General features: G+C 49.7%; 19 protein-coding genes and 3 pseudogenes. 10 read left to right on the forward strand and 12 right to left on the reverse strand.

What is annotated here, in order from left to right:
- Nucleotides 1–5: 5 nt before the first annotated feature.
- Together DW896_RS17450 and DW896_RS17455 are read left to right on the forward strand one after the other, a co-directional pair.
- Nucleotides 6–770 (forward strand): hypothetical protein, encoded by a 765-nt coding sequence (locus DW896_RS17450; RefSeq protein WP_005825742.1) that lies wholly within the window; start codon nt 6–8, stop codon nt 768–770.
- A 133-nt stretch (nt 771–903) separates the two neighbouring features.
- Nucleotides 904–1,680, forward strand: a pseudogene (locus DW896_RS17455) (tyrosine-type recombinase/integrase); the annotation flags it as partial.
- Nucleotides 1,681–1,876: 196 nt separating this feature from the next.
- Here DW896_RS17455 and DW896_RS17460 read toward each other — a convergent pair.
- The 9 genes and pseudogenes from DW896_RS17460 to DW896_RS21770 form a co-directional block, all read right to left on the reverse strand.
- Nucleotides 1,877–2,188, reverse strand: a pseudogene (locus DW896_RS17460) (helix-turn-helix domain-containing protein); the annotation flags it as partial.
- Nucleotides 2,145–2,471, reverse strand: a complete 327-nt coding sequence (locus DW896_RS21765; RefSeq protein ID WP_310592099.1) for a DUF2589 domain-containing protein — start codon at nt 2,469–2,471, stop codon at nt 2,145–2,147. The pseudogene DW896_RS17460 and the gene DW896_RS21765, both read right to left, overlap by 44 nt.
- Nucleotides 2,472–2,869: 398 nt before the next feature.
- A complete protein-coding gene (locus DW896_RS17470; RefSeq protein WP_117689034.1) occupies nt 2,870–4,576 on the reverse strand; it encodes a fimbrillin family protein in 1,707 nt (568 codons plus the stop codon).
- Between the two features lie 22 nt (nt 4,577–4,598).
- Nucleotides 4,599–6,161 carry a fimbrillin family protein gene (locus DW896_RS17475; protein WP_117589730.1) on the reverse strand — a complete coding sequence of 521 codons (1,563 nt, stop codon included), beginning with the start codon at nt 6,159–6,161 and terminating at the stop codon, nt 4,599–4,601.
- Between the two features lie 34 nt (nt 6,162–6,195).
- Nucleotides 6,196–7,083 carry a fimbrillin family protein gene (locus DW896_RS17480; protein ID WP_117589737.1) on the reverse strand — a complete coding sequence of 296 codons (888 nt, stop codon included), beginning with the start codon at nt 7,081–7,083 and terminating at the stop codon, nt 6,196–6,198.
- A gap of 20 nt (nt 7,084–7,103) precedes the next feature.
- The gene (locus DW896_RS17485; RefSeq protein ID WP_117589731.1) at nt 7,104–7,991 is read right to left on the reverse strand and encodes a FimB/Mfa2 family fimbrial subunit; all 888 of its coding nucleotides are present in this window, start codon (nt 7,989–7,991) and stop codon (nt 7,104–7,106) included.
- Nucleotides 7,992–8,007: 16 nt separating this feature from the next.
- Entirely contained in the window at nt 8,008–9,102 is a 1,095-nt protein-coding gene (locus DW896_RS17490; protein ID WP_117512134.1) for a DUF3575 domain-containing protein, read from the reverse strand.
- Between the two features lie 198 nt (nt 9,103–9,300).
- Nucleotides 9,301–10,428 (reverse strand): AraC family transcriptional regulator, encoded by a 1,128-nt coding sequence (locus DW896_RS17495; RefSeq protein ID WP_077153708.1) that lies wholly within the window; start codon nt 10,426–10,428, stop codon nt 9,301–9,303.
- A gap of 208 nt (nt 10,429–10,636) precedes the next feature.
- Nucleotides 10,637–11,086: pseudogene (locus DW896_RS21770) on the reverse strand (DNA methylase); the annotation flags it as partial.
- On the opposite strand from DW896_RS21770, the gene DW896_RS17505 reads away from it, so the two are divergent.
- The 3 genes from DW896_RS17505 to DW896_RS17515 all read left to right on the forward strand — a co-directional run bounded on the left by DW896_RS17505 (nt 11,052) and on the right by DW896_RS17515 (nt 16,154).
- Complete coding sequence (locus DW896_RS17505) at nt 11,052–11,258, forward strand: hypothetical protein (protein ID WP_229066725.1); 207 nt, start codon at nt 11,052–11,054, stop codon at nt 11,256–11,258. The pseudogene DW896_RS21770 and the gene DW896_RS17505 sit on opposite strands and share 35 nt — an antisense overlap.
- Nucleotides 11,259–11,822: 564 nt before the next feature.
- Nucleotides 11,823–11,993: a hypothetical protein gene (locus tag DW896_RS21535; RefSeq protein ID WP_008643590.1), complete on the forward strand. Its 171-nt coding sequence runs from the start codon at nt 11,823–11,825 to the stop codon at nt 11,991–11,993.
- 195 nt (nt 11,994–12,188) lie between these two features.
- Nucleotides 12,189–16,154, forward strand: coding sequence for a hybrid sensor histidine kinase/response regulator transcription factor (locus tag DW896_RS17515; RefSeq protein WP_117689364.1), 3,966 nt, complete (start codon nt 12,189–12,191; stop codon nt 16,152–16,154).
- 97 nt (nt 16,155–16,251) lie between these two features.
- On the opposite strand, the gene DW896_RS21540 is transcribed toward DW896_RS17515, so the two are convergent.
- Nucleotides 16,252–16,512, reverse strand: coding sequence for a hypothetical protein (locus tag DW896_RS21540; protein ID WP_165859734.1), 261 nt, complete (start codon nt 16,510–16,512; stop codon nt 16,252–16,254).
- Between the two features lie 1,458 nt (nt 16,513–17,970).
- Between DW896_RS21540 and DW896_RS21545 the strand changes: the two genes are divergently transcribed.
- The 3 genes from DW896_RS21545 (at nt 17,971) to DW896_RS17540 (ending at nt 19,080) form a co-directional block, all read left to right on the forward strand.
- Entirely contained in the window at nt 17,971–18,183 is a 213-nt protein-coding gene (locus tag DW896_RS21545; RefSeq protein WP_005825814.1) for a hypothetical protein, read from the forward strand.
- A gap of 387 nt (nt 18,184–18,570) precedes the next feature.
- Nucleotides 18,571–18,774 carry a helix-turn-helix domain-containing protein gene (locus DW896_RS17535; protein ID WP_074668675.1) on the forward strand — a complete coding sequence of 68 codons (204 nt, stop codon included), beginning with the start codon at nt 18,571–18,573 and terminating at the stop codon, nt 18,772–18,774.
- Nucleotides 18,775–18,786: 12 nt separating this feature from the next.
- Complete coding sequence (locus tag DW896_RS17540; RefSeq protein ID WP_005641696.1) at nt 18,787–19,080, forward strand: helix-turn-helix domain-containing protein; 294 nt, start codon at nt 18,787–18,789, stop codon at nt 19,078–19,080.
- A gap of 66 nt (nt 19,081–19,146) precedes the next feature.
- Here the strand turns inward: DW896_RS17540 and DW896_RS17545 are convergent, their stop codons facing one another.
- Both DW896_RS17545 and DW896_RS17550 read right to left on the reverse strand, forming a co-directional pair.
- Nucleotides 19,147–20,358, reverse strand: a complete 1,212-nt coding sequence (locus tag DW896_RS17545) for a site-specific integrase (RefSeq protein ID WP_005825818.1) — start codon at nt 20,356–20,358, stop codon at nt 19,147–19,149.
- Nucleotides 20,359–20,385: 27 nt separating this feature from the next.
- Complete coding sequence (locus tag DW896_RS17550; protein ID WP_008670537.1) at nt 20,386–21,615, reverse strand: site-specific integrase; 1,230 nt, start codon at nt 21,613–21,615, stop codon at nt 20,386–20,388.
- Between the two features lie 314 nt (nt 21,616–21,929).
- On the opposite strand from DW896_RS17550, the gene DW896_RS21775 reads away from it, so the two are divergent.
- The gene (locus tag DW896_RS21775; protein ID WP_305764576.1) at nt 21,930–22,094 is read left to right on the forward strand and encodes a hypothetical protein; all 165 of its coding nucleotides are present in this window, start codon (nt 21,930–21,932) and stop codon (nt 22,092–22,094) included.
- 435 nt (nt 22,095–22,529) lie between these two features.
- Nucleotides 22,530–25,559 carry a cell surface protein gene (locus DW896_RS17560; protein ID WP_008661887.1) on the forward strand — a complete coding sequence of 1,010 codons (3,030 nt, stop codon included), beginning with the start codon at nt 22,530–22,532 and terminating at the stop codon, nt 25,557–25,559.
- The last annotated feature ends 116 nt before the right edge of the window (nt 25,560–25,675 follow it).

The following is a 25,675-nucleotide window of genomic DNA, read 5'->3' on the forward strand; positions in this document are numbered from 1 at the left end:
GAACTATGGAAGTGACCAGTAAAGAACAGAAAAGAGCCGAACAACTGCTGCAAAGCCAGCACATCGGACTGCACCAAATCAAGAGTTTCAGTTTCATGAAGCGTTACCACCAGGTTCCCCGCAAAAGCAACTTGGCTGCGAAAGACAAATATGGTCCGGGCATACTGACTTTACATCTAAAGGAAGGAAAAGAAAAAGTAATCTATCTGCCTCCTTTCCGTCACCCTTCCTCGGTCATCCGCTACCTGGTCTCCCAAGAAATCCCCTTCGACAACTACGCACCGAGGGAACGGACAGTCGCAGAGGTTCCCACAGAAACATACCAGCGTCCGTCACTCTATATGTTCTGGTTCTTTGTCTTATTCCTGATATTCCTTATATTGGGATATTATTCCATCAGTGGCAGGGGCTTCATCCCGGCTATCATTTCGTTTGCATTAAGTCTTTTTTTCATCAGCATGCTGATGACCCGCTTCTGCTACCTGACGTTGGACAATAACGGCCTCATCATACACAGCGTAGGCAGGACTATCCGCTATCCGTACCAGAACCTAAGAAAAGTAAACTTCGACTTTGCCCGCGAACAGAATTTCACGCACGTCATGGAATTGCTGGACAACGATTACCGCTACCGTCTGTTCTATATCGGAAGGGTTTCGAGGAAGAAACTGAATGAGATTGCCGAACGCCTGCAACAAGCCGGAGTGGATGCCACTTGCAGCCTGAATGATAACAAGCGGTTCTTCCAGGATACGTATATCAGCCACTAAACAGACGTTAGCCAACAAATAAGCTGTCGGATACGGCATCATTCCCGTTTCGCAGATTTCAGAATGATGCCTTTGCACTTGCTCTCAATTTATTTATAATTGCAGGATAAACCTTTTTATAAATAATTTGGAAATGAGCAGAAATGAAATTACCTTACAAGAGATGTTCTCCTCAGTCATCGGGGAACTCCGGGAAGGCGGCAGGTGGGGGACGGCACACATCTACCAGTCAGCGGTGAATGCATTCTCGGCATTCACCAAATGGCAACCGATGCCCATGCGCAAGCTGAGCCCGACCGTACTGAAGAGATTCGAAAACTTCCTCAGACAGAGGAATTGTAGTTGGAATACAGTGTCCACTTATATCAAAGTGATACGTTCGGTTTACAACCGGGCAGTGGACAGAAAGATGGTGCGATATGTACCCAGGCTGTTTGAGCATGTGTATACCGGTACACGGACAGATAGGAAAAAGGCGCTCGAAGCTTCCGACATAGGCTGCTTGGTACGGGAGACAGAGATGAGCCTGCAGGACGGCCAATCTCCCAACACCCGACAGAAAACAAAAATTTTCTTTGTACTGATGTTTATGCTAAGAGGGATTCCTTTTGTGGACCTGGCCTATTTGCATAAGAGGGATTTACAAGGAAACACCTTGTCTTATAGACGCAGGAAGACGGGACGGGCACTGACCGTGTCATTGACGCCGGAAGCTATGCAAATGGTGAGAATGATAGCGAACAAGGACAAGGACTCTCCTTATTTATTCCCCATATTACAAAGTGAGGAAGGCACGGAAGCGGCATACCGGGAATACCAGGCGGCGCTCAGGGCATTCAACCAACGTCTGGCAGTGCTCAGGCAGTGCCTAGGAATGCAGTCGGCACTCAGTAGTTATAGTGCAAGACATAAAGGATTTCCTTTCTTGCTAAAATTCAATAGCTTACAAAATATCTCGGCTTAATAGGTAACGATTTAGAAACCAGCGAAATTCTGTGTTTTACCTCGTTTTGCAGTAATTCAAAAGAACGCTTTTCCTAAATGCAAAGGTAATATTATTTTTTGAATAACAAACCTTTGCAGATAGTCAAATTCAACAAAATCGGCTATGGTTGCCTGAATTTATATTTCAATCCATATTCTTCAAGTTTGCCATATAGAGTTGTTCTGCTTATTCCAAGCAGTTCGGCAGCGGCACTCCGGTTGCCGTTTGTCTGTTTTAACGCACGCAATATCCGCTCCTTATCCTCCGCGTCATTGCGCAGGGCGAAGCTGACAGGTGAGGTCAGTTTCGTCACGGCAAGTTCCAGATGCTCTTTCGTGACCACACCTTCCTGCGCCTGTAATACGGCTCCCATTATCTTCTGCCGAAGCTCACGCACGTTGCCCGGCCATGTGTATATCAGTAATGCTCTCCGGAGTCTCCTGAACCTTAAAATTGACGCAAACCTCCATGACATCATCCGCATCCGGTTTTATGTTGCTCATCTGCATCTGGAGATTGGCTCTGTGCGGACTGGATAACAGCAAGTTGTTTTCCGGGATCTGTGATTCCACGCTTCCGACCTTCGCCTTGAACTTTATCTGCACATTATCCATTGCAAGATAATGATGGGATATCAAGGCTATAAGTGGAATATCAATAGTCTTGTCTCCAACCATGATTTTTTTTCGATTGGAACGTATTTGCGTTATTTGCATTTGTTCCTTCAAAAAGTCTGGTCAGATTTTGTATCTGATGATTCTGCAATGTATCTTGTGCACAGTTTACGGCGTATTGCAAACCATTCATAATATCAGAGAATGAATTGGTTTGAACACTGTCCGGCTCATCGTCATTATTTTTCTTGTCTCTGTGAAAAAGTCCCATGTTTTTAATTTAATTACTTGATTTGTTGTCTTTAATGAGCACTAATCTTGACAATGTCCGGCTTACAGCTTCCATATTTACACTGGAGTCTATATTATTATTGACAATGCCTTGATGCCAAAACCAATATGGTGGATTCTCCGTGTGTTCCATCACGTCCTCCTTTCTTTATTGGGGTTATACTTCGGTTCTTTCCGTTGCGGGCGGAACTTTTTCCGCCCGCAACAGCTTACTGCTTCCTCAAGGTAGGCAATGCTCCTTTAAGTTCGTAACGCCACTCTGAGCCTGCGTTCTGCAAGGCGGTGTTCATGGCATCAACGGCTTTCTGCCAGGTAACGACAGAGCCGTCCACCTTCGTGGCTCCGGTGCTTTCCCTATTGTAGCCGATGCCTTGTTCATGATTGTTCTTCCAATAGCCGGCGGTCACGGTGGTGTAGTTATTTCCCAAAAAGCCGCCGATATGCATATAGCCAGTGCTACTACCCGTACTGGTTACGTTGCCCGTGGCATAGCAGGCAAGGAGGCTGCTTCCTGCGTTCATTCCCACCAGACTGCCGCCAGCGATATTCTTTTTGGGGTCCATTTCTATGATCACGTTGCCTGTGGCATAGCAAGCGGTCAGGGTGGCACTCGAATTCGTCTGACCTGCCACGCCGCCGACATCGACCGTTCCCTTCACTGTGGCAGAGGAACTGCATCCGGTGATGGAACCGCCTATTTGAACACCCACCACACCGCCGACATACACCGTGCCGCTGACGCTGCCCGACACCGAGCAGTTTTCAATGGTGCCCCAGCCATATCCTACCACGCCGCCAATACTGCCGCCATATATTTGATTGCTTGTTATCTGTACGCCCTCCATCACCACGTTCTTCACCGTACCAGCTCTATTGAGCCAGCCGAACAGACCTGCATATTCGTCATTTGTTGTAAAGGTCAGCCCCGTAATGGTATGGCCGCCACCGTCGAAGGTGCCTTTGTATGAGTTGTCGTAGTCTGTGCCTATCGGCGTCCAGTCTTTGCCTGTGAGGTCAATGTTTTTGTCGAGGGTAATGTTAATGTCGGTCTTACCTCCGTTCACTAAATCGGCTACATGCATCAGGCCATCGGCGGATGTCACGGTGTAGCTGCCGTTGCCCTCTATGGTATATCCCGGGTCTTTTGCCGCAGTGAGGGAGACTGTGTAGGTATATTCACCGCCCGCCTGCCAGTCGGTAGCATTCTTCATCTTATAGACGAAGGTCTTGCCGTTAGTGAAGGTGCAGGTAATGAAGGCCGTGCCAGCTACCACACTTTGTGGGGCTACGAGGGCGGTGTAGGTGTTGCTACCCTTGTCATACGGGGTGATTTCGGCCGGGTTGCCGCCTTCGGTGGAGAGACCCGTCAGCCGCACAGATGCCAGCCCCTCGGTGTAGTCCGTCAGAACGATGGTTACCCGCGCCGTGCGGTGGGTGAAGCGGAGCGTGGGGCTACCATAGGTCACCGTCTGTCCGTCGGCTACGATGAGGTCGCTGCCCTCGAAGTCTTTCCGGGCACTTTGGTTGGCTTTTACCTTCACAGCAGAAGGGGTTGTCTCGCCAGCGGTGTAGGGCCACCACGCTGTGACGGTGATGTCTTTGCGGTTGGTCCAGTAGTGCGGGTCGGTGGAGGTCAGCGTGGCGCTGGCGGGGTCGGCGGTGGTGAGCGTCACGTCGTATGCCTTCACCGTGCCGTCCATCAGGACTGCCACGCTCTGCACACCCTCCCAGTCGCCGTCCACGGTGGAACGGGTATTGGCGATGGCTGTCGCAGCGGGGTTCAGCCCCGTGGCGGTAAAGACGATGGGTGTGCCTTCCGCCCCTTCCTGCAGGAAGCCCGCTTCGTCCTGCGTGCAGGCGGCAATGCCGAGCAGCAGGGCTATGGCTGCAGATGTATGGATGATTGTTCGTTTCATGATGCGTGTTGTTTAGGGTTCGTTATTGTTTCTTTTGCAATACGGGCAGACCGTCGGTGCCGAGTACCCACTGGTAGTCGCCAGCGGTGAGGGCGGTGTTCATGCCGTCGACGGCTGTCTGCCATTTCACTGTCGCGCCGTCCACCTTCGTGGCATCTACCTTTTCTCCATGATCACGGAATACTCCTTGCCCGACATTGCCTCCCCAATAACAGGAAGTTATAATTTTGTAGTTATAACGCACTATAGCTCCGGATTCATACTCTTTCAATGTGCCGTCGAACCAGCAAGCGGTGATTCTGCCATAATTTAAATCGGCTATACCACAAGTTCTACCATATGCAGAAATTTTTCCCGTCACAGAGCAGGCAATGATTTGGCCATTATTTTGCTCCACTATTCCAGCTGCTGATCCACTATTGCCATACAGATTCACATCTATGAGTTGTAAGTTCTTTATCACTCCACGTTCATTTAATAACCCAAAAAGTTCAGTAGTCGCTGCTGAAAAGTTTAATCCCGTAATGCGGTGTCCCTGCCCATTAAAGATGCCGGAGTAACCTGGCCATGTGCCTATCCGTGTCCATTCCCTACCCGTCAGGTCGATGTCGGCGGTGAGGGTGCAATTTATTGATTCATCTTTTTGTACGGCTTTGTTCCATGCCAGCAAGCCGTCGGCGTTATAGACCGTGTAACTGCCGTCGTTCTGTATAGAATAACCCAAATCCTCAGCCTCACCGCTCTCGCCGCCTCCGTCAGCCCAGTCACCGATAGTGCAGCCCTCTAACGTCAAGCCAGTGGCGTTCACCTTAACGGTATATTTATAGCGACTGCCTGCTGCCAGCACGACGTTGTTCTGCGGACGGAAGTAGAAAGTGCCGCTGCCGAGTTCCACCCTGATGAACGGCTTGCCTGCCACAACGGTCTGCGGAGCGGTCAGTGCCTCGTAGGTGTTGCCGCTTGCGTTGTAGGTCTTGATGGCGGTCGGGTTGCCGTTATCGGCAGACAGGCTTACGAGGCTCACCGTGGCACCGGCGACGCTCGTGAATCCCGTGCCGGGCTTCAGATCGATTGCCACGCGTGCCGTGCGGTGGGTAAATTCAAGTGTCGGGTCGTCAAATTTCACCGTCTGGTTTTCGGCAGAGATGAAGTCGCTGTTCTGGAAGTCAGCCAATTGGCTCTGGTCTTCAGCCACCTTCACGGCAGGCATCTGGGTGATGTCAGCATTATTGAAGGGCCACCATGCCGATACGGTAATCGGGTCGCGGCTGGTCCAGTAGTGTGGGGCGTTCTCGCGTGAGAGCGTGGCACTCTTGAAATCGGTAGAAGCCGTTACGGTGTATTCCTTTACAGCGTCGCCCATCTTGAGTGCCACAGTCTGTACGCCCTGCCAGTCGCCGTCCACGGTGGCGCGGGTTGATGGGGCTGCCTGCGGCGTTGCCTCTACGGACAGTCCAGTGGCACGGATGAATACGGGGTATTCACCTTCGGGCAGACGGTTGTCGTCGGTCAATTCGTCCTGCGTGCAGGCAGCGAGGGCGAATAGTAGCGCGGTGGCTGCGGGGATAAATAATCTATGTCTCATAATTCTTCATTCTTAATTCTTAATTATTAATGTTTTACAGGTCTGCGCCCACTTCTCCGCCGTCTATATCGTTCCACTTTGCAATGGTGGCTTCGCTGACTTCAAGGACTTTGTTGCGTACCTTGACGGTATAGGTGTAGTTTTTGCCCGCCTGCAGTGCGCCTTCGGGCACGGTGAGTGTGGCATGATATTCCTGACCTTTGTAATTCACAACCAACGGCAGGGATGCAACTGTCTGCGGGAAGAGGATGATTGATGACGTGAGATTGCCGTCTGCCAAATTCATGGCCAGTTCTCCGGTCTGTGCCCCGTTGTCTGCGGTGGCAATACCGTCGGCCGTGTTGAACGTACCGGTGAGTAACAATCCGTCCAGCGTGTAACGTTCAGGCTTGACCACGCTGAAATTCACGCCGTCGCCCGCCTCGAAGGTAAGGGTTATCTGGCTCATGCGGTGGTGGAAGGAGTTGTCTTCACCGCCTTTGGCGGTTTTGTCGGTGAAGCTTACTACCGGGTTGTTTTTGTCTCCCGTGGCTCCTGAAGCAAAGAGGAAGTCGATGGCAGGCTGGTTCTGCTGCGCCGTGGCATCGGTCGTGGCTGTGAGGATGCCTCCCGCCGCGTTGTACGGATAGTAGGCGCGGAAAGTATGGGTCTTTGTATCTTCGATATAGATAACCTTTCCTTCTGCCTCAAATTTCCCGTTTTTCAAGATGAAAGGCACGTTGCCGTACTGGGAATCGTTGCCGATGTCGGTGATGCCGATACGGTCGCCAGCAGTCCAGGTGGTTCCGCTGGCGCGGGTGGCGAGGGCGATGTCGGCGGTAAACTGGGCGGCCACTGGGTCACCGTTCAGGTTCTCGTTGTCGTTGTTGCAGGCTGCCAGTGCGAGGACGAGCGTCGCAAGTGCAAAAAATCTTGTCTTCATTATATCTGTCATTATATTAGTTACAAATCGGCATTTACATCATCACCTTTCACTTCTTCCCAGCCGTTGATTTCGGCTCCGTCCACTTCCATGCCTTCGGGAGTCTCAACCAGCGTTCCGCCGAGGGTCAGCGATGCGCCCTTTCCGGTGTTGAACTCCTTGAGGGCTTCCGTGAGGTCGCTTTTCAGCGTGGTGGGGGTCGGGTTGCCGTCAGCATAGCGGATTTCACCCGTCAGCAGTTGTTCCGTGCCTGTCACACCCAGTAGCCGCACCGTGGCTTTCCACTTGCCAGCATCGTCACCTTCGGTAATCTTGGTGAAGGGCAGCACGACGTTCGAAGCGGCTCCGTAGGTATCAGTAGCGAAATTGAGTGTTCGGGCTGCACCCGTCAGATGGGCAACAATCTCCGTGATGCGTCCGGCGGCATCACCAGTAGGTTCGACGACAAGCGTCAGTTCGCGTACCTGCTGCTTCATTGCGGCGGTCAGCGGATAGTCCTTGTCTTTCTCGATGGTCACCTGTTCCGTATAGGTGAAGAACCATCCCGGGGCATTGTTCACAAAGGTATCCGTGCCTGCCCGGGTTCCCGTGGCTGCGGCAATGGTGGCTGTGGTGCCGTTCACCGTGATTCCTTCAGCCGGGTTCCACACCGCAAGGGTGTAGCTGCCCGGAGCAAACAGATGGTCGGGGGCATGGGTGGCGGAAGTCTCCGTACCCGTATAGTCACCCATGGTGACCGTCCATGTGGCAGGTATGTCGATACCTTCACCGCGGGCCGACCAGTCGGCTGTCACCGCAATCTTCCCGTAGTCGGGATGCGGCGTGTCATAAAGCGTGTCCTTCACGCAGGAAGAGAGCAGCACGGCGGCTGCCATTCCCATCATATTTATATATTGTCTTGCTTTCATATTCTATTCCTCCGTATTAGAATAACTTCCATACCAATGTCACACCGGCATTGATGGGACCACACCAATCTTTTGTCTCGTTGCCGCGGCGTACACGTACACCGTCGATGACTTCATATTTTTCGAAATCGGCATTCAGGTAGCCCAAACCGAGGTTGAAATCAAGAGCCAGTGCCTTGTTCAGCCGCAGCTGATAGCCGGCGGTGATGCCGCCACCCATCAGGTCGCCCTGCTTGCCTGTTTCGGAGAGCTTGTAGTTGAACTGTCCGGCCTTGAACATCGCGCCCAGATACCAGGCTTTCTTCTCACCCATATAGTAACGCACTTCCGGAGCCACTTCCCAGAGTGCATAGCGGTGGTCCTTGTCGCTCCACGTCCATGAAGTCCACGAGCCGTTTACGGCAATGCCCCACGATGGGCAGATGCGCCATTCCACGCCAAGATCTGGTGTCAGGGTAGCCCAGCGCAGCAGGTTGGCACGCAGGGAGAGATGATAATCAGTTGTGATTTTGGTTTCCGACGGCGTGTCGGCAAGTGTATTTTGTTGAGCGGCTTTCTCGGCTTCTGCCTTTTCAGCGGCAAGTCGGGCTTCTTCCGCCTTGCGCTGCTCTTCGGCAAGCCGTTCCTGTTCGGCACGCTTCTCGGCTTCCAGTCGTTCGGTTTCCGCCTTGCGTCGTGCTTCCGCATCCGTCGCGGCAGTTCCCTTTACCGGTACCGTCAGGCGCACGGTGACAAAATCACCCTCAGTCGCATGGTTGCGGGTAATGAAATTCTCCTCTTTTATTTCCGCACGGATAATCAGTTCGGATTTCACACGGTTGGCACGGATCTTCGCCGTGGCAAGGTTCTCGGCTTCACTGCCCAGTGAATTACAGTATCCGTCAACCAGTAGCGGCAGCTTGCCGTCAAGAATTGTGGTTTTGTTGTTTTCGATACATTCCAACAGGCGGGCAAGTTCCGTGTCATTGCCATTCCAAGGCACGTAGAACATGTCCTTCTGCGGAACGAAGCGGAAGGTGTAAACTGTGTCTGTTTTCTGCTGCGCAAAAGCCGGAAAAGCTGCCGGTGCCAGCCACGAAAACAAAATGAAGAATAGGATTCTTTTGCTCATTTTTTATATGCTTTTTAAATTTCCAATCCAGACTTAACATACAAAATAAGCGAAAAGATTTAAATTCAGCCCGATTCTTGCCTATAAAAAATGTCTCAATTGTCAGAATCGCACATCTTTGTGATTTAGAACATTTTGGTTTTGTCGTTCAGACTATTTTTTTGTCGTTTGGTCTATTTTCCCCATCCACACACCGTATTATTCCGCCTCTGTTTTCCTCCATTTGACAGGGGTACAGCCTGCATTTTCCTTGAACAGCCTTATAAAATGGCTTGGTGACAAAAAACCGGATTTCTCGGAGATGTCGGCTATCGTCAACCTCGGATATCGCGCAAGCAGACGTTTCGCATATTCTATACGAAGTCCGGTAATCCAATCGCGGAACGACATGTCATACGTAGTTTTGATGTACCCGGACAGGTAGGTGCGGTTGGTATGAAGCACATCTGAAAGCTCCTTTATGGTAAGGCCGGGCCGGATATAACCGTCCGCATCGATCCAACCTTTGATTTTTTTCGCCATTTCGGCATGGAAAAAAGGAGTATCCTGCCTCTGTGCCTGTTCCCGGTTTGTGGTGTCACACAGGTCTTCCTCTTCAGAAGTCATGCCATCCTCCATCGCGTTTTCCACCTGTTCGTAAAACAGCAGATAGTTCAGATAGCAAAGGAAGAGATAAATGTAGAACGGTACCGATGACAGAATCCAGATATAGATGTATTCATCAGGCAGGAATGTCAGCAGTCCGCATCCCACCCCGAATGTGACAGCCCAGTAGGTGAAAATGGAAAGCCATTTGATATAGGCACCGATGTCGTCCGCACGGGTGTCATCGAAAATGCGGATGACCCTGTGATAGGCCCGGAGAAGCCTACGGGTCAAGAACAGCCCATAGATAACCAACCATGCGGCCAAGGCAAACATCACCGTTGTCTGTAAACCACCTTTTGGTAACAACAGCAGAACGATGCCGGAAAGGATGGAAAACAGTATCCATAGACAGATATGCGTCCGTAACCGACATTTGGTGATATAAAAGCGGTCAAGCAGAGTGGTGAGGCCCGAACTGAACAACCAGTAGCACAAAAAATAGGTGGACAGGTTCATCAGGATGGCGGCATCGGTATTCTTGAACCTGATCCCAAAAAAGAAATGTACCGAATAGTTGGCGGCAAGTAACAGTATGGCTACCCCCATAATTCGCCGGGAACGCAGATAATTATTGAAAATGGCTTTTTCCGGGGTTGGAGCCAACAAAAAATAAAAGCCGAAGAACAACATCAACGGTAGCGCAATACAAAGTGAATAACTGTATATAGATGGTTCCATTTTATTATGCCTAACTATTTTGAATGCAAAATTAGCGAAAATACTGAATATATGGCGGATTTGCCATGACGATTTACTTTCAACACCCTATTTTGATATAATCGAGGGCTTGTTGTATGGTATCCTTGCCATTATGTCATATTGATGGAAAAAGGCAGGAAAAGGAATGGTATGTTCCCAATCCTGCCATATATATCCGCACACTCGTTCACATTTTTATACCTTTCGGTTTGCACTCGTCACGGACGTTGAATCCCGGCCGCCCGATGATGATATGGTCGGCAATAAAATTGCCAGACGGACTGCGTTCATTCACCGGGCTGCGTATCTGCGGCACATCTTCGGTGTGTTGTGGAGCTACGTTTCGTACACCTTCCGCATCCGGTTTGACCTCCTGTCCGTCATTCTCCTTTTCGGCGACTTCGGGCGTAGGCGGCTCAAGCTCCAACTGTATCTTTCGGTCGAGTGCTGCAAGTTCGGACTTCAACTGTCTCAGTTCGTCCTCCTTCTTCCATACCTTCCCGGCTATCTCCTACAACTGTGGGACCTCCTTTTCCTGCACCTCGTTCTTCGCCTTGTACTGGTCAATGATGGACGGAATCCTCTCCTATGCGTTCAGGAAATTGCGTGCGGCGGCTACCGGGGCAGCCATCGCCAACATGCAGCTTATGTCATACAAGGATACTGATACTACGGGAGAACCTGTCGAGCATGTGACAGAACCGGACAAGCAAATTGCGCATTCGGCTCTCGGTGACTACGGACCATTCAGTGTGAAATACGCCACGAAGGAATTTCTCAGCTACGGGAACAAAAAGTTCCGCATATAGATTCTGATTTTGCTTGTTACAGATGGAAGCAACGGCAATATGCCAGAGGAGGCCGGGCTATACAAAAAAATAAGGGGCTGTACACATGCGTCAGCTCCTTGTTTTTAAGGGGATATTCGACTTTTAGCCCCCAAAAAGATCAATATTGTTATGTACAACCGTCCAACCTGCGGGTAAAGTGCGCAACTCGGACCTGGACAGCAAGCTGAAAAGAGGCACAAGTATGTAGGCAACCCTGTTATAGCACCGGAATCTGCTGTGTCGCATGAATCAACCGTAGTCCCCGTGAAAGGCATGGCTATACCGCCAAGGGCTGTGGATGAAGTCGCAATGCGGAAAGCCGTCCTTTCCCAGGCAGTTCTCAGGAAGTCTTAAGAAAGAGGGGATAAACATCTGATACGGACAACTCGCAATACGATACGCAACGATGAAAGTGGTGAACAAATCTGGCACTAACGGATGCGCCTCTTTTATATGATTATAATATTAACAAGAAATGCCCGCCATTGTTCTTAAATGCGAATTATAACTTCTTACTGTTGGAAGATTATCTATAAATCGGGCATGAGGGTAAGAGTGCTTACAAACAATTCGGCCCGCTTTATTGGGGGCTGCCAAACCTCGACCGGCACCTGTACCACCCGCGGATATAAATTCGGACCGGAGGTATGGATGGTATTCCGCACACCGGACCAACGTACCCTTGCGGACAGTCCCGAGCCCGGCAAGCCATAATTCCGTCGGGTCAATTGAACAACCGCCTCTCGGAATATGTTCATATCATGGGCCGGTCCCGTATGCAGCTATTTTCCGGGGTACATGACATTGAGGACATACCGCCTGATGCCGACATCCGAGGTTATGTTTAAATTTGTATATTAATTTATATTTTTATATATTTGCAACAGTTATTGTCTAATTTACATCAGAATGACACGTGTTCGGAATATGGGAAGAATACTGTCCGCATTCCTTATGCTGGGAATTTCCTCCATGTGCGGAGCCCAGATATATAAATACTTGGGAATAGAGGACGGATTGAGTAACCGGAGGATTTACCGTATCCAAAAAGACGGGAGGGGATACATGTGGTTCCTCACCCAGGAGGGGATGGACCGTTATGACGGCAAGCGGATCAGGCATTACACTGTTCTTGACGGCAATCTGAAGGTGGCCCCGCAAGTCAATCTGAACTGGCTCTACACCGACACGGAGAACACGCTGTGGGTTGTGGGAAGGAAAGGCCGTATTTTCCATTACGACACCCTCCATGACCGTTTCCGGATGGTATACAGGATACCCGGTCTTCAGGATGACTTCGCCACGGGCATGCTCTGTTACGCCTATATGGACCGTGGGGACCGCATATGGCTCTGTCAGGGTGACCATATCATCCGCTATGACACCCGCACAGGCATTGCGCAGCGGCTGGTCTCCCGTTTAAGAGGTGATATAACCGCTATCAGCGAGACGGACGGTACAAACCTTTTCATCGGTACCGTGAACGGACTTTTTCCGGTACGGGAAAGGGACGGTGTCCTTGAGGCGCTTGCGGACACGGACAGCATCCGGACGCCGGTCAGCGAACTCTACTACCACCCCGGTTCGAAGAAACTGTTCGTGGGAACCTTCAGGAAAGGCATACTTGTATACGGAGTGTCCGCAGGCAGTACGCTGCGGAATGTGGCCGTCAACCGGATCACCCCTCTCAATGACCGGGAGCTGCTGATAGCCACGGGCGGAAGGGGGGTATACAGGATGGATATGGACTCGCTAGTGCCCAAACCCTATATAACTGCCGACTACGCCAGCCACAACGGCATGAACGGAGACAATATCAATGACATTTATGTGGATGGCGGGGACCGTATCTGGCTTGCCAACTACCCCGCCGGAGTCACAATCCGGAATAACCGCTACCAGAGCTATGAATGGTTCCGGCACTCACCGGGCAACAGCCGGTCGCTGGTTAACGACCAGGTGCACGATGTCATCGAAGACAGCGAAGGCGACTTGTGGTTCGCCACCAGCAACGGGATCAGCCTGCTGCAGCCTGCGGTAGGACGGTGGCGCTCCTTTCTCAGCCGGTCCGATGGGATACAGGATGGCGGGAACCATATCTTCCTGACGCTCTGCGAGGTCTCGCCGGGTGTCATCTGCGCCGGCGGGTACGCTTCGGGCCTGTACAGGATCGAAAAGAAAACCGAGAGGGTGGAATACTTTCCCCCCTCCTTTGCAGCAGAGGGGCGTCCAGACCAGTATATCAATGACATCGGAAAAGATTCTGGAGGATGTATATGGACAGGGGGCTGCCACAATCTCAAACGTTTCGATCCCCATGACGGCACAGTACGCCTGTACCCGGTCCCGGGCCCCATCACCGCCATACTGGAGAAGGCTCCGGAATGGATGTGGATCGGTACCGGCATGGGGTTGTACCTGCTTGACGGGCACGGGGGGACCTGCAGACATATCGCATTTCCAGTCGAGGCGGTTCATGTCTATGCACTGTACCAGGCACCGGACGGGCTCCTGTATATCGGCACCGGCGGGGCGGGACTTCTCGTCTATGACAGCGTGGAGGACAGGTTCGTCCGCCAATACCAGACCGAGAACTGCGCCCTGATATCCAATAACATCCATACCATTGTCCCCCGTGCGGACGGCACCCTGCTACTGGGGACCGAAAACAGCGTGGCCCTGTTCCGGCGTGAGAGCGGCACTTTCAGAAACTGGACGGCAGAACAAGGGCTGGCAAGCGTATGCCTCAATGCCGGGGTATCCACTTTCCGGCACGGGGAAAGCTTCGTGTTCGGGAGTAACACCGGAGCCGTCATGTTCCCCTCCGACATGAGGATACCCGCCCCGCATTTTTCTCGGATGCTCCTGCGGGATTTCATGATCTCCTACCGCCCCGTCTATCCCGGGGACAAGGGATCCCCCTTGAGGGAGGATATTGACAATACCGTCAGGCTGGAACTTGCATATGACCAGAATACCTTCTCCCTGGAAGCTGTCTCCATCAACTACGACTATCCCTCGAACATCCTATATTCATGGAAATTGGAGGGGCTCTACGAGGGCTGGAGCCATCCGGTCCAGAGCGGGCGGATACAGTTCACGAGCCTGCCCCCAGGCAACTACACCCTGCGTATCCGTGCCGTCTCCAATGAGGAGAAATACAAGGTGTATGAGGAAAGAAGCCTCGGTCTGAGTGTCGCCCGGCCGCTGTGGGCGGGTACATGGGCCATTGCCGGATATGCGTCATTGTGTGTGTTGGCTGGGGTGGTGTCTTTTCGTGTTGCCATGTTGCGCAGGCAGAAAAGGATATCAGACGAAAAGACGTGCTTCTTCATACATACTGCCCATGATGTCCGTACTCCGCTTACGCTGATCAAGGCTCCGCTGGAAGAGGTGGTGGAGAAAGACATGGTGAAGGCGGAGGGGATGGACAATGTACGGATGGCCCTGAAAAGCGTGGACGGACTTCTGGGATTGGTCACCAGCCTGATAGATTTCGAGAGTACGGACAACTACACCTTGAGACTTCATGTCTCGGAATATGAGCTCAACAGTTATCTGGAGACGACCTGTGAGGCATTCCGCACATATGCCTCCATCAGGGACATCGATATCACCCGTGAGAGCGGCTTCCCTTACCTGAATGTCCGGTTTGACAAGGACAAAATGGACTCTATATTGAAGAATATACTGTCCAACGCACTGAAGTACACTCCACGGGGCGGGAGTATCCAGGTCCGTGCCTTCGCGGACCGGCATGTATGGGGTGTGGAAGTGGAAGACACGGGGATTGGCATTCCACCTGAGGAACGGAAGAAACTGTTCAGGAACCATTTCAGGGGCAGTAATGCCGTCAATCTGCAAGTGGCGGGAAACGGTGTCGGACTGATGATGGTACATAGGCTGGTAAGGCTGCACGGAGGCAGGGTCCGCGTTACCAGTACCGAGGGGAAGGGGACCATGGTATGTGTTATTTTTCCCCTGAGGAGCAGACGCCTTGACAAGGCATGCCCCGTTGCTTCGCCCAGGAAACAGGATACCGGGGAAACCCGCATGGGACCGGATTGCGGCCCCATGCGTGAGATCCTTCCAACAATGACCGGCGGGGACCGGCAGCGTATTCTTATTGTGGAGGACAATGACGATTTGCGGACCTACCTTGAGGGGCTGCTGAAAGAGGAATACCTGGTCCAAACCTGTTCCAACGGACGGGACGCGCTGCTTGTGGCGAGAGAATACAATCCGGACCTGATACTTTCGGACGTTATGATGCCTGAAATGGGAGGGGACGAACTTTGCGCGTCCGTCAAATCCGATATTGAGACATCCCATATCCCGGTCATGCTGCTGACCGCCTTGGGAGATGAGAAGGACATGCTGGAGGGGCTGGAAAACGGAGCTGACGCCTATATCACCAAACCGTTTAGCATAAACGTGCTCAGGGCGAATATCAGGAACATACTGGCAAACCGGGCACTGCTCAGACGGGCATACGCCGGTCTTGAGGACGGAGTCGGACAGGTTCCGCCGGACTGCCACAATACCCGGGACTGGAAATTCATGGCCTCCGTAAGGGAATGCGTCATGAAGAATATCGACAACCCCGGTTTCTGTGTGGACATGCTCTGTGGCATGCAGAACATGAGCCGCACCGGATTTTTCAACAAGTTGAAGGCGCTCACCGGCCATGCCCCGGCTGACTATATCCGCTCCATGCGGCTGCAATATGCGGCACAACTGCTCAGGGAAAAAGACTGTTCGATAACGGAAATCTCGGATGACTCGGGGTTCTCCGATGTCAGATATTTCAGGGAGGTGTTCAGGAAGTACTATGGAATGAGCCCGAGTGAGTACAGGAATTCGATGAGAGGATAACATCACGGGCAGACAGACTCCAGGATATGGCAGGTCTTATTGTCGGAGATGGTGTATGTTTCGCTCCGCACCGACAAGCCGGGCACGGTTAACTCGTTCACCGTAATGATGAAGGCGAACAGCCGCCCTGCCCCAGTATTGAGGCTCGTGCCTGATAGGGATAGTAGAAATAATAGTGTTCGTCCAACAGCCCGCCTGCGAGCGGTGTCGGACTTTCAGTTTTCCATACGAGACCGCCCGTGTCGGCATCTCTCTCGGCTGTCAGTTTCACGTTGGAATAGACTGTTTGAGTGCCCCGCACCACGTATAGGCCGCAGGCCCCGCCTTCGGAAAACTTGGTTTGGCAGCCATTCTCCACAGTACGGGTGGTTTTGCGAACAGCCGACGTATATCCTACTATGGTAGTTCTCCAATGTTTGCATGCTACGTTGTCCTTTCAACGCATCCTGTGTCCGCTCCAACAATGGAGAAAGCAACCTTTTCTTTTTCCTATCCATCATTATTCCTTGTTTTTAGTTTACTACTGTATTATAATGGTAAAGAAGGAAAAGGATTTTGGATAATTGGGATATTTAACATTTAACAGTATGGACATGCTGATAGCCGCATCCATGATTTTACACTCATGTGATGCAATTGGGAGGAGGCAAGTCATTTAAAGGAAATTAACGGTTTCCTATCAGGATAGTAAAATCACGATCCTGACAGCAAAAGAACAAACTAATATATTTATTTGAATAACCCGTAATGACAAATCAAGCGACTTCGGAGCTTAGGAAGCGGACGGTTTAGCGGCTTAATTGCCGTTAAACCGTCCGGTTTTCGTTTAACGAAAACACAACTTGCTGTCCGCAGGAGCGGACCATGTTTCTCCAATAATTATTGTGTATCAGACCATTGTGTGGCTATTTTCCTGTGGTTTGTGGGGCTTTTCCATCAGATATTTGCCGGCTGTTCTCCCCATTAAAGGATAGATATATCTCCATGACCATGTGACTTACGCCCATAATTCGGGGATAAGGAGGCGAATATACGGAAAATCTGCCCTTTACATGCCCTATTGTCCATTAATGGATTGCTACTTCTACACTTCTGCAAATGGAGAATGGGCATGTAGCCGTGTACGACTTATGTTTTTTCTTCATTGTCTCCATTAACGGATTGCTACTTCTACACTTCTGCAAATGGAGAATGACATGTAGCCGTATACGCCTTATTGTTTTTTCATCGTCTCCATTAACGGATTGCTACTTCTACACTTCTGCAAATGGAGAATAACAGGTAGCCGTATACGCCTTATTGTTTTTTCATCGTCTCCATTAATGGATTGAAACTTCTACACATCTGTAAATGGAGAATAACAGGTAGCCGTATACGCCTTATTGTTTTTCTTCATCGTCTCCATTAATGGATTGATATTTATACACTTCTGCAAATGGAGATTTTGAGATATCTATATCCGGAAGGATGCGTGCTCCCTTCGCTCCCGGCTATCCCTATTTTGATATCCGGCTATATCGCAATTCTGTGATAGCATTATCCGGATAGCGTATCATACGGCTATATACAAATATGGCTACACTATAATTCATGGTTGTGATGGAGATGGCTTTTCCTATCCGGTAACAGACCATGATGCCACGAGGAAAAAAGCGACAGCCGCAGAGAAAAAACGGATGGCAGGAACCATTATGGAATCTGGTAAATAGAAAATCCGGTACATGCGAATTCAGGCGATCATCCCGGATGGTAACCTGTCAAAGAGGCTTTTGAGACATTTGAAATACCGATAATAAAAAAAACGAGATCAGGTATTTTGGCGGATGGCGGCAGGATTGCCGCCTCCGGCCCTTCCGAGTTTGTACGCGTCCTGCGTGAGGGCAGCTGGTTTGACAGCGGGTGCACCGACGGGGAGTACATGGTGAATTTCTCCGGGCGGTACAGGGAACTGCACGGGGTGACGGTGAGGACCGATACGCCGGAGCATTTCATGGACGACCTGAAAAAGTACGGTTACATCAAGGGCTGAACAGTCCGTTCCTTTATTATTACACTCCCTGCCGGTTTGGGGTCGCTTCACTTCCGGTGGGGATTTTTCTTTTTTCATCGTCGTGACGCACCCGTCCTTCAGGTTTTCCAAAGGGGGTCGTGAAAACCGACCGGCTACGGAGTATTTTTCCTTCCCATATGACAAAAACCGACTATCCATGACTATTCCTGCCAGTGTGCCGGTCGCGCTTGCCTCTCATGGTTTCTTCCCTTATATTCGCACTGACATTTAAACAAGTTGAAAAATATGGAAATATGCTACATCGAGGCCGGTGTCCTTGAGAGGATGCTGGCACGCGCCGAGAACCTGTCCGCACATGTGGACAGATTGTATGAGAGAAACCGCTGTAAGGAACTCGGAGAGTGACTGGACGGCCAGGATGTCTGCCTGCGCCTTGACATCTCGCCACGTACCCTGCAGACACTCCGCGATACCGGACGGCTGGCGTTCACCCGCCTCCAGCGCAAGTTCTATTATAAGCCAGAGGATGTGGAGAAGCTGATGGCCTACGTCGGCATCAGACGCAAGGAGAAGGCAATGAGAGAAGGAAGGAAGAACGGAAACCTTTAAAGAGCGGAAGAGATGGAAGGCATTATCGACAAGGAGAACGAACGTGTCCGCAGGTTCTTTGCCCTGCTGGACAACATGGAGAAAAAAGTGGAGCGTCTTGCCCGTGACAACCGTCCTCCCTTCAACGGGGAACGGTTCCTGACTGACAGGGAGCTTTCCGGAACGTTGAGGATCAGCCGCAGGTGCCTGCAGGATTACAGGGACCAAGGGCGGATTCCCTATATCCAGCTTGGCGGGAAGATCCTGTACAGGCAGTCGGACATCGAGAAGCTGTTGGAGGAGAACTATCACGCAGCATTGGTATAATATCGTATTCAAGTTTAAGGATTGCCGCCGGAATCGTAAATACAATTCCGGCGGCAATTTTTTTATTTAGCCTGCGGCTTCCTTGCCGGCCGCAGGTTTTCTTCTTTCCATCAGCCGGTCCATGTCCGAGGATATCTTCCGGTCGGTGACCTGAGCGTAGACCTGCGTGCTGTCGATATTCGTATGGCCCATTATCCTGGCGATGCTCTCTATCGGAATGCCCGCGGTCAGTGTCAGGGTCCCGAACGAATGCCGGGCCATGTGGTAGGACAGGTTCTCTTTCATGCCTAATGCCACGCCCATTCCATGTACCTCGTACCAGAGGACATCGCGGACCGGCAGCGGGAATACCGGCCTGTCGTCATCCGTGGTGTTGTAAAGATCCAGTATCTGTCCGGCTATGGGATGCAGCGGGATGAACGCCTCCACGTCCGTTTTGGCGCGGCGGATGCGGATATACCTTCTTCCTTCCGAGGTCGTTCCGATGTGACGGGGATGGAGAGCCCTCGTATCCGCGTAGGCCAGACCGGTCAGCGAGGAGAAGATGAACGTCCTGCGCGCCAGCTCCATCATCGGGTCGGGCAGCGGGGTTTCCATCATCCGCTTCAGTTCACTGCGGCTGATATGCCTTAGTTTAGGTGCTTCTTTCCTCTCGTATGCCACGTCCTCTATCGGGTTGGCACGCAATACTTCCCGGTCCACGGCGATGTAGATGAGCCGGTTGAGCCAGCACAGGCAGTGGTTCACGTGTCCGTTCCTGTGTCCCAGCTCCTTCTTGAGAAAGACCTTGAACGATTCGGCGAACTCTTCGGTGATGTCCGAAAAGGCGATGTCCTTCATCCCGCGGGATTCGATGAACTGCCTGAGGTTAAGCTGCGTGGTCTTCGACTGGCGGTAGGTGGAGGTGGAATTGATCTCCTTGGAGCGGACCCTGAGCCGTTCGCGTTCCACCTCTCCGGCCTGCAGGAGGTATTCCGGCACGGAATTGGCACCGGATACGGTGGTCTTGAGCAGCTCGGCCGTGACCACTCCCTGGTTCCTCAGCAGGTTCCCATACGCCTCTTCCAGCCGGCTTCGGAAGGCGGCAAGGCGGTTGTTCTCCCTGGCTGTTTTGATTTCACACTTCTTGCTGTCCCAGTCTCCGGGTTTGCAATAGATGCCTGTCGTGACTGCCGATTTCTTTCCGTCGATGCTGATCCGGCAGAGGACGGCGGTCGTGCCGTCCGATTTTACCTTGTTACGGTTGATGTAGAATAAAAGCTTGAATGTACTGCGCATGATAATGATTGTTTAATTGTTTAAGGATTAAAGAATAAGTTTCAAATCGCGGGTTGCCTCGACGAACCTGTCCATGTCCTCGAACAGTCGCTTCGGAGTTACACGGGCATATATCTGGGTGGTCTTTATGTTGGAGTGTCCCAGCATTTTGCTGATGGTCTCGATCGGCACTCCCTCCTCGAGCGTGACCAATGAGGCGAAAGAATGCCTTCCCATGTGGTAGACAAGGTCCTGGCTCAGCCCCGCCATCAGGCGCAGGGATTTCATGTTGGCCCTGAGCGTATGGTAGTCCTGCGGCGGGAAGAGGGTGATGCGGGTATCGTCACGATACTTCCCGATCAACGCGAGTGCTTCCGGCAGCAACTTGACGCGTCCGAGGTAGTCGGTCTTCTTCCGCCGGTATTTCAGCCAGAGGCTGCCCTCGTCATCCTGGAAGAGGTTCTCCCGGGTGATGCTTACCGCATCGGCATAGGCGGTGCCGGTGTAACAGGCGAAGAGGAAGAGGTCCCGGGTGATGACATGTGACCTGCGTTTTTCCGGTATCTCCAGATCGCGTAGCTTCTCGAAATTCTCCCGGCTGAGTGCTTTCGGTGTTGTCTCCTTCTGCTTGGGCAGCTTGAAGTGGCAGAAATGGTATTTCTCCGAGTGCCCCTCCTTGTAGGCGATGCGGCAGATCTTTTTCAGGATGGACAGGTAATGGCGCACCGTCTCCATTGCCAGTTTCTTCTTTTCCAGGCAGAAGTCCTGATAGTCACGGATGAACTGCTCGTTGAGCTGTCCGAAGGCGAGGTCCGAGACCTTGAATTCCGTTTTGATGAATTCGGCAAGGGTGCGCCGGGTGTACACGTAGGTCGACATTGTCGTCGGTGCACGGTCCACGCCGACACGGGCCTTCATCTCCTCATTGTGCCGGTCGAGAAGTTTGAGCAGGGTCATCTGCATGCCCGCGTTACCCTGGAACATGTCCCTGACCGCGGCGGCATCGAAATCCTTTTTCCTTTCCATGAGGGAATTGAAGGCCGAGTGTACGGCAAGCAGCAGCCTCTCTATTTTTTCATTGGTCTCCACCGCTTCCCGGCTCTTGCCATTCAATCGGCTCTCACGCGCGTTCCATAGCCCGGGGGTACAGGAGAGCTTGCAGCTGAACTGCGCCATCGTGCGGTTGAGGGTGATCCGTCCCATGATCGGGGCCTTGCCGGTCTTGTCCGGCTCGCTCTTTTTCAGGTAGAGCAGCACCTTGAATTTTTCCACTTTCATAACGCTCTTTTTTAGGTTGTAAAAATACTCCTTTGAAAAGCGTCCTTTGGCATGCAAAACATTGATAAACAGTGAATACAAATCTGCTTTGTTCCTATCGGTAAAAATTCGGTTACCTGCCGTTGTTTTCGAAACAGGCGGCTAACAGTCTGGTAACTGAAACGTCGCAATATTTTGTTTTCTTTTGCAGGTCTGTCTGTTCTGCAAATCTTGCAAAATGCTTAATTATAAACGTTTTACGTTTAATTATCGTCATTCTGTTTTTTATTGCATTTCTAAATATTACTTATGCAGCCAGACACACCTGGGCCACAATGGCCTACCATTGCGAGATACACCCCGGAATCATATCGGAAGCCATGGGGCACTCCTCCATCACGGTGACGGAAACCTATCTGAAGCCTTTCAGCAACAGAAAGATTGACGAAGCCAATCAGAAGGTAATTTCTTTTGTAAAAAACGAAGGATATCCAGTATAAAAGAGATTACTTCTTTTGAGGAAGTAGAGCAAACTTGTTGTTTCTTTTTTATAGTCTTCAAACAAAGTTTTGAGGAGCGGATTGATATTGGCTTTACAAAAAGTTTCCCAACGTAAGCAATAAACTGAGAGATAGAATCTTATATTGAAAATTAGAGACTTTTTCACTTCATAATTTCTATTGCAGCTTTTCTATGATGTTGGAGATTAAGACTATATATTATCTTTCCAATATCCCAACGGACTGTTTTTTACTATTCCAAACAAAACCGGTCTATTTTCTCCTTATTCCCTGATTATTAACGGAATTAACAGGATTTCATTACCTGCGAAGTAACGGAAAATCATATAACAAAACAGATATGGGAAAGGAATATAAAATGAGAGATTATTCACTTTTTTATTTTTTAAATTTATAAATTTAAAGTTTTCAATTATGAACAAGAAGTTTCTAAGTGTAATCCTGTTCAGTGCCTTAATGGTTGGTACTGCAGGAACGTTTACGTCTTGTAAGGACTACGATGATGACATCAACAACTTGCAGGAACAAATCGACGGTCAAAATGGTCTGAGTGCCAAGATTACTGCTGTAGAGAGCTCAATCAGCAATTTGCAGTCTGCACAAAGTGGTTTGCAGAGTGAAATCGCTGCTGCAAAAGACGAGGCTTCAAAGGCTGCCCTTGCAGCACAAGAAGCTGCTATTGCTGCAGCAAAGGCTGAATTGGAAAAAGTCAAAGCCGAGTTGCAAGAGGCCGACAAAGCCGGTATAGCAGCAATAGAAGAAAAACTGGCTGAAATTTCAGGTAGAATCCAGACTTTGGAACAGTTCAAAACTACTACTGAAGCAACATTGGAAAAATTGGCAGCAGCAGATGTAGCTTTGCAGAGCAGCATCACTACCTTGAAAGCTGATGTCGCTGCCAATGCAGAACAGATTGGTAAGAACAAAGCTGCCATTGAAGCACAAATTGCCGCTTTGGATGAATATAAAGGAACCAACGATGCTGCCATTGCTGCTTTAAAAGCTGATTTGGAAAAATTGCAAGCTGGCGAGCTGACAGAAGAAATGGCTGCAAAAATTGCAGCACAAGTAACAGAAGTTGTAGGCGCTAAATTAGACTTGATTTCTGCTGCATTCAGTAAAGCTGTTACTCATGTAGAATTGTTGAGTTATTCATTCGGCAGCAAAACTGACAATATTATTGAAGGTGAGCCTTTTATAATGGATTTGCGTACTGCTGAAGCTGTAGAAGACCGTGTGTTTGGTAAAGGCAGCTCCGACGAAGTAGAGGCAAATTCTTATGAAATCATTAATCAAAAGGAGTTCAAAAAAGGTGAAAGAGCATTCATCAGCGACTCTGTATTGATTCGTGTGTCACCGGCTAATGCCACCTTGACCGAAGGACAGATTTCATTTGTCAATTCTGCACTGGGCAATCTAGATGAACTGGTGACTGTTGAGAAAGTGGAGCAGTTCAAAGGCACAGTAACCAGAGGTGTATCTTCTAATGGTCTGTGGAAAGTCGTATTCAAGTTGAACAAGGACAACTATACAGAAGAGAATTTGCTGAAAGCTGCAAAGTTTGACTATAAGAGCGGCAACGCTGAAGACGAACCGGTGAAGAAACTGAAGGATATTCTCTACGCAGTAGCAGTAACAGACAAACCGGGTGACGTGGAACGTAGTGTGACAACCGGTTATGAATTGACACTGGGTTCTGTATATACACCGCAGTATAAACTGAGTTTCAAGGTCAACGACAAGGATGTGAATGATCTGCGTAACCGTTTCCAGTATGCTGAAGATGGAACTTTAACTGCTGATGCAAGCAAAAAGCTGTTCTATGACTATGCATGGAATGTTGATGGAAACGGAAACCGTATAGAGGAAAACGGCTCTTATGTATCTATTGATGCTACTACTAAATATGACACATGGAGAGACCAAGACCTTTGGTGGGGTGGCGATAACCGTGACAAAGAAGGTTCTAGGAACTCTTTCTTCTCTACAAAAGTGGGTGAAAAGTTTACCGTAGAATTGAATTATAATGATGAGGATATCAGTGGTATCTATGGTTTCTATGTAGTGCTCGACGCGCAACGTGCCGTAGAAAGTGCTCCGTCTGAAATCACGGCATGGAACTCTTATGAGGCAGATATCGAAGGACTGAATACAATTACGACAAACCGTAAGATTGAAATGTCTATCAATGCAGAGAAGGCTGATGGTGACATTATCGGTTTCCGCGTATATGCAGTAAATAATAACGGTTCTTTGGTTGACCCGGACGGTAAGGCATTCTATGTAGCAGTAGGCGACATCGATGCTATGACTACTACGTTGAAGGCTGATTACGTACCGGTATGGAATGCTCCTGATGGTAATTACGAACGTGATGTTGAGATTGATTTGGACGAAGAACTTCTGAAACTGTTTGAAGATAAATATGATGAATATGAGGAAGGTAATTTGATATTTGACATAGAGAATAATCCGAATGACAATGACGGTTTCGCCAAAAACTTCGACAGACAGGAAGGCAAGTTAGTTATTTCATTGAAGGGTGATTTGGATAAGTTCAAGGATAATGGTACTTATAAGATGTATTTCAACTTTACCGATAGTAAGAAGAATGTAATAGTTAAGAAAGTTGCCATTGAAATAACCAAGAAGATGCCAGAATTCCCTGCTGCATTCTCTGCTAAGACCAACCAACTTGACAAAGAAGGCGCAAAGGTTGTTGAAGTAACAGAAACTAACTGGAATACTACTACTATCCATAATCTGGGTACAGCATTCAATGGCGTTTCTGATCCTACCAACGCAATCATCGACTTCAACTATACATTCACTTGCGCAGAAAAGCAGATTGTATTCTACTCTGATAAGGCAAATGCTAATAGATATGGATTCTATCTCGATGTAAACAATGACAAGGATAAAGCAGCAGCTCTGTTTGCAGATAAACCAGAAGGAAAGATGTACGATGTAACCGTATCCTATAAGTACAGCAATGTTTCATCAGAAACGGCAGACCACTCTTACACTGTAAAAGCCCCGGCTGCCCAGAACTTCAAACTGAGACTTGTATGCGGTGAAGGTTTCACTTCTGAATGGAAGAACTTTGATACCAAGAAGAATCCAATTAAGGAAGACTTAATTTATAACACTTCTGTAATAAGAATTGCTCTTGCTAATATTCTGAAGTTCAAGAAAGGTGATATAGACTACACGCCTGCTTTTGTTGCTGCAAATATCAAAGAATGCCACTTGGCTTCTAACAATGTGGATGACGAATACTTTACTGTAACATTTGATGAGGCTACTCAAGAATTTGTATTTGCTTCAAGATTGGGACAAAATCCACCGACTTCTGATGTTACTGCAACCTTGAAGTTCACAATGGTAGACTTCTTCGGACACGAAAATCCTGAGGAATATCCATACTTCGTTATTAAGAAATAATTTTTTCATTCTTAGTAATTGATGAAAGAGAAGCCTAACTGAAAAAATAAGCTTCCGTACTTTATGAGGGTAGAGGATGTAAATTAAACTGTGTCAGCAAGGAATAAAGTATTAAC

This window comes from Bacteroides sp. AM41-16 (assembly GCF_003603495.1).
Classification (GTDB): domain Bacteria; phylum Bacteroidota; class Bacteroidia; order Bacteroidales; family Bacteroidaceae; genus Bacteroides; species Bacteroides uniformis.

What these genes read in the sequence shown, in the direction of transcription:
- DW896_RS17495 (WP_077153708.1), bottom strand. Translation starts at nt 10,428, where the DNA reads ATGGAACCATCTATATACAGTTATTCACTTTGTATTGCGCTACCGTTG.
- DW896_RS21775 (WP_305764576.1), top strand. Translation starts at nt 21,930, where the DNA reads ATGGCCTACCATTGCGAGATACACCCCGGAATCATATCGGAAGCCATG.
- DW896_RS17490 (WP_117512134.1), bottom strand. Translation starts at nt 9,102, where the DNA reads ATGAGCAAAAGAATCCTATTCTTCATTTTGTTTTCGTGGCTGGCACCG.
- DW896_RS21535 (WP_008643590.1), top strand. Translation starts at nt 11,823, where the DNA reads ATGAGGGTAAGAGTGCTTACAAACAATTCGGCCCGCTTTATTGGGGGC.
- DW896_RS17475 (WP_117589730.1), bottom strand. Translation starts at nt 6,161, where the DNA reads ATGAGACATAGATTATTTATCCCCGCAGCCACCGCGCTACTATTCGCC.
- DW896_RS17450 (WP_005825742.1), top strand. Translation starts at nt 6, where the DNA reads ATGGAAGTGACCAGTAAAGAACAGAAAAGAGCCGAACAACTGCTGCAA.
- DW896_RS17560 (WP_008661887.1), top strand. Translation starts at nt 22,530, where the DNA reads ATGAACAAGAAGTTTCTAAGTGTAATCCTGTTCAGTGCCTTAATGGTT.
- DW896_RS17545 (WP_005825818.1), bottom strand. Translation starts at nt 20,358, where the DNA reads ATGCGCAGTACATTCAAGCTTTTATTCTACATCAACCGTAACAAGGTA.
- DW896_RS17480 (WP_117589737.1), bottom strand. Translation starts at nt 7,083, where the DNA reads ATGAAGACAAGATTTTTTGCACTTGCGACGCTCGTCCTCGCACTGGCA.
- DW896_RS21765 (WP_310592099.1), bottom strand. Translation starts at nt 2,471, where the DNA reads ATGCAAATAACGCAAATACGTTCCAATCGAAAAAAAATCATGGTTGGA.
- DW896_RS17550 (WP_008670537.1), bottom strand. Translation starts at nt 21,615, where the DNA reads ATGAAAGTGGAAAAATTCAAGGTGCTGCTCTACCTGAAAAAGAGCGAG.
- DW896_RS17540 (WP_005641696.1), top strand. Translation starts at nt 18,787, where the DNA reads ATGGAAGGCATTATCGACAAGGAGAACGAACGTGTCCGCAGGTTCTTT.
- DW896_RS17470 (WP_117689034.1), bottom strand. Translation starts at nt 4,576, where the DNA reads ATGAAACGAACAATCATCCATACATCTGCAGCCATAGCCCTGCTGCTC.
- DW896_RS17515 (WP_117689364.1), top strand. Translation starts at nt 12,189, where the DNA reads ATGACACGTGTTCGGAATATGGGAAGAATACTGTCCGCATTCCTTATG.
- DW896_RS17485 (WP_117589731.1), bottom strand. Translation starts at nt 7,991, where the DNA reads ATGAAAGCAAGACAATATATAAATATGATGGGAATGGCAGCCGCCGTG.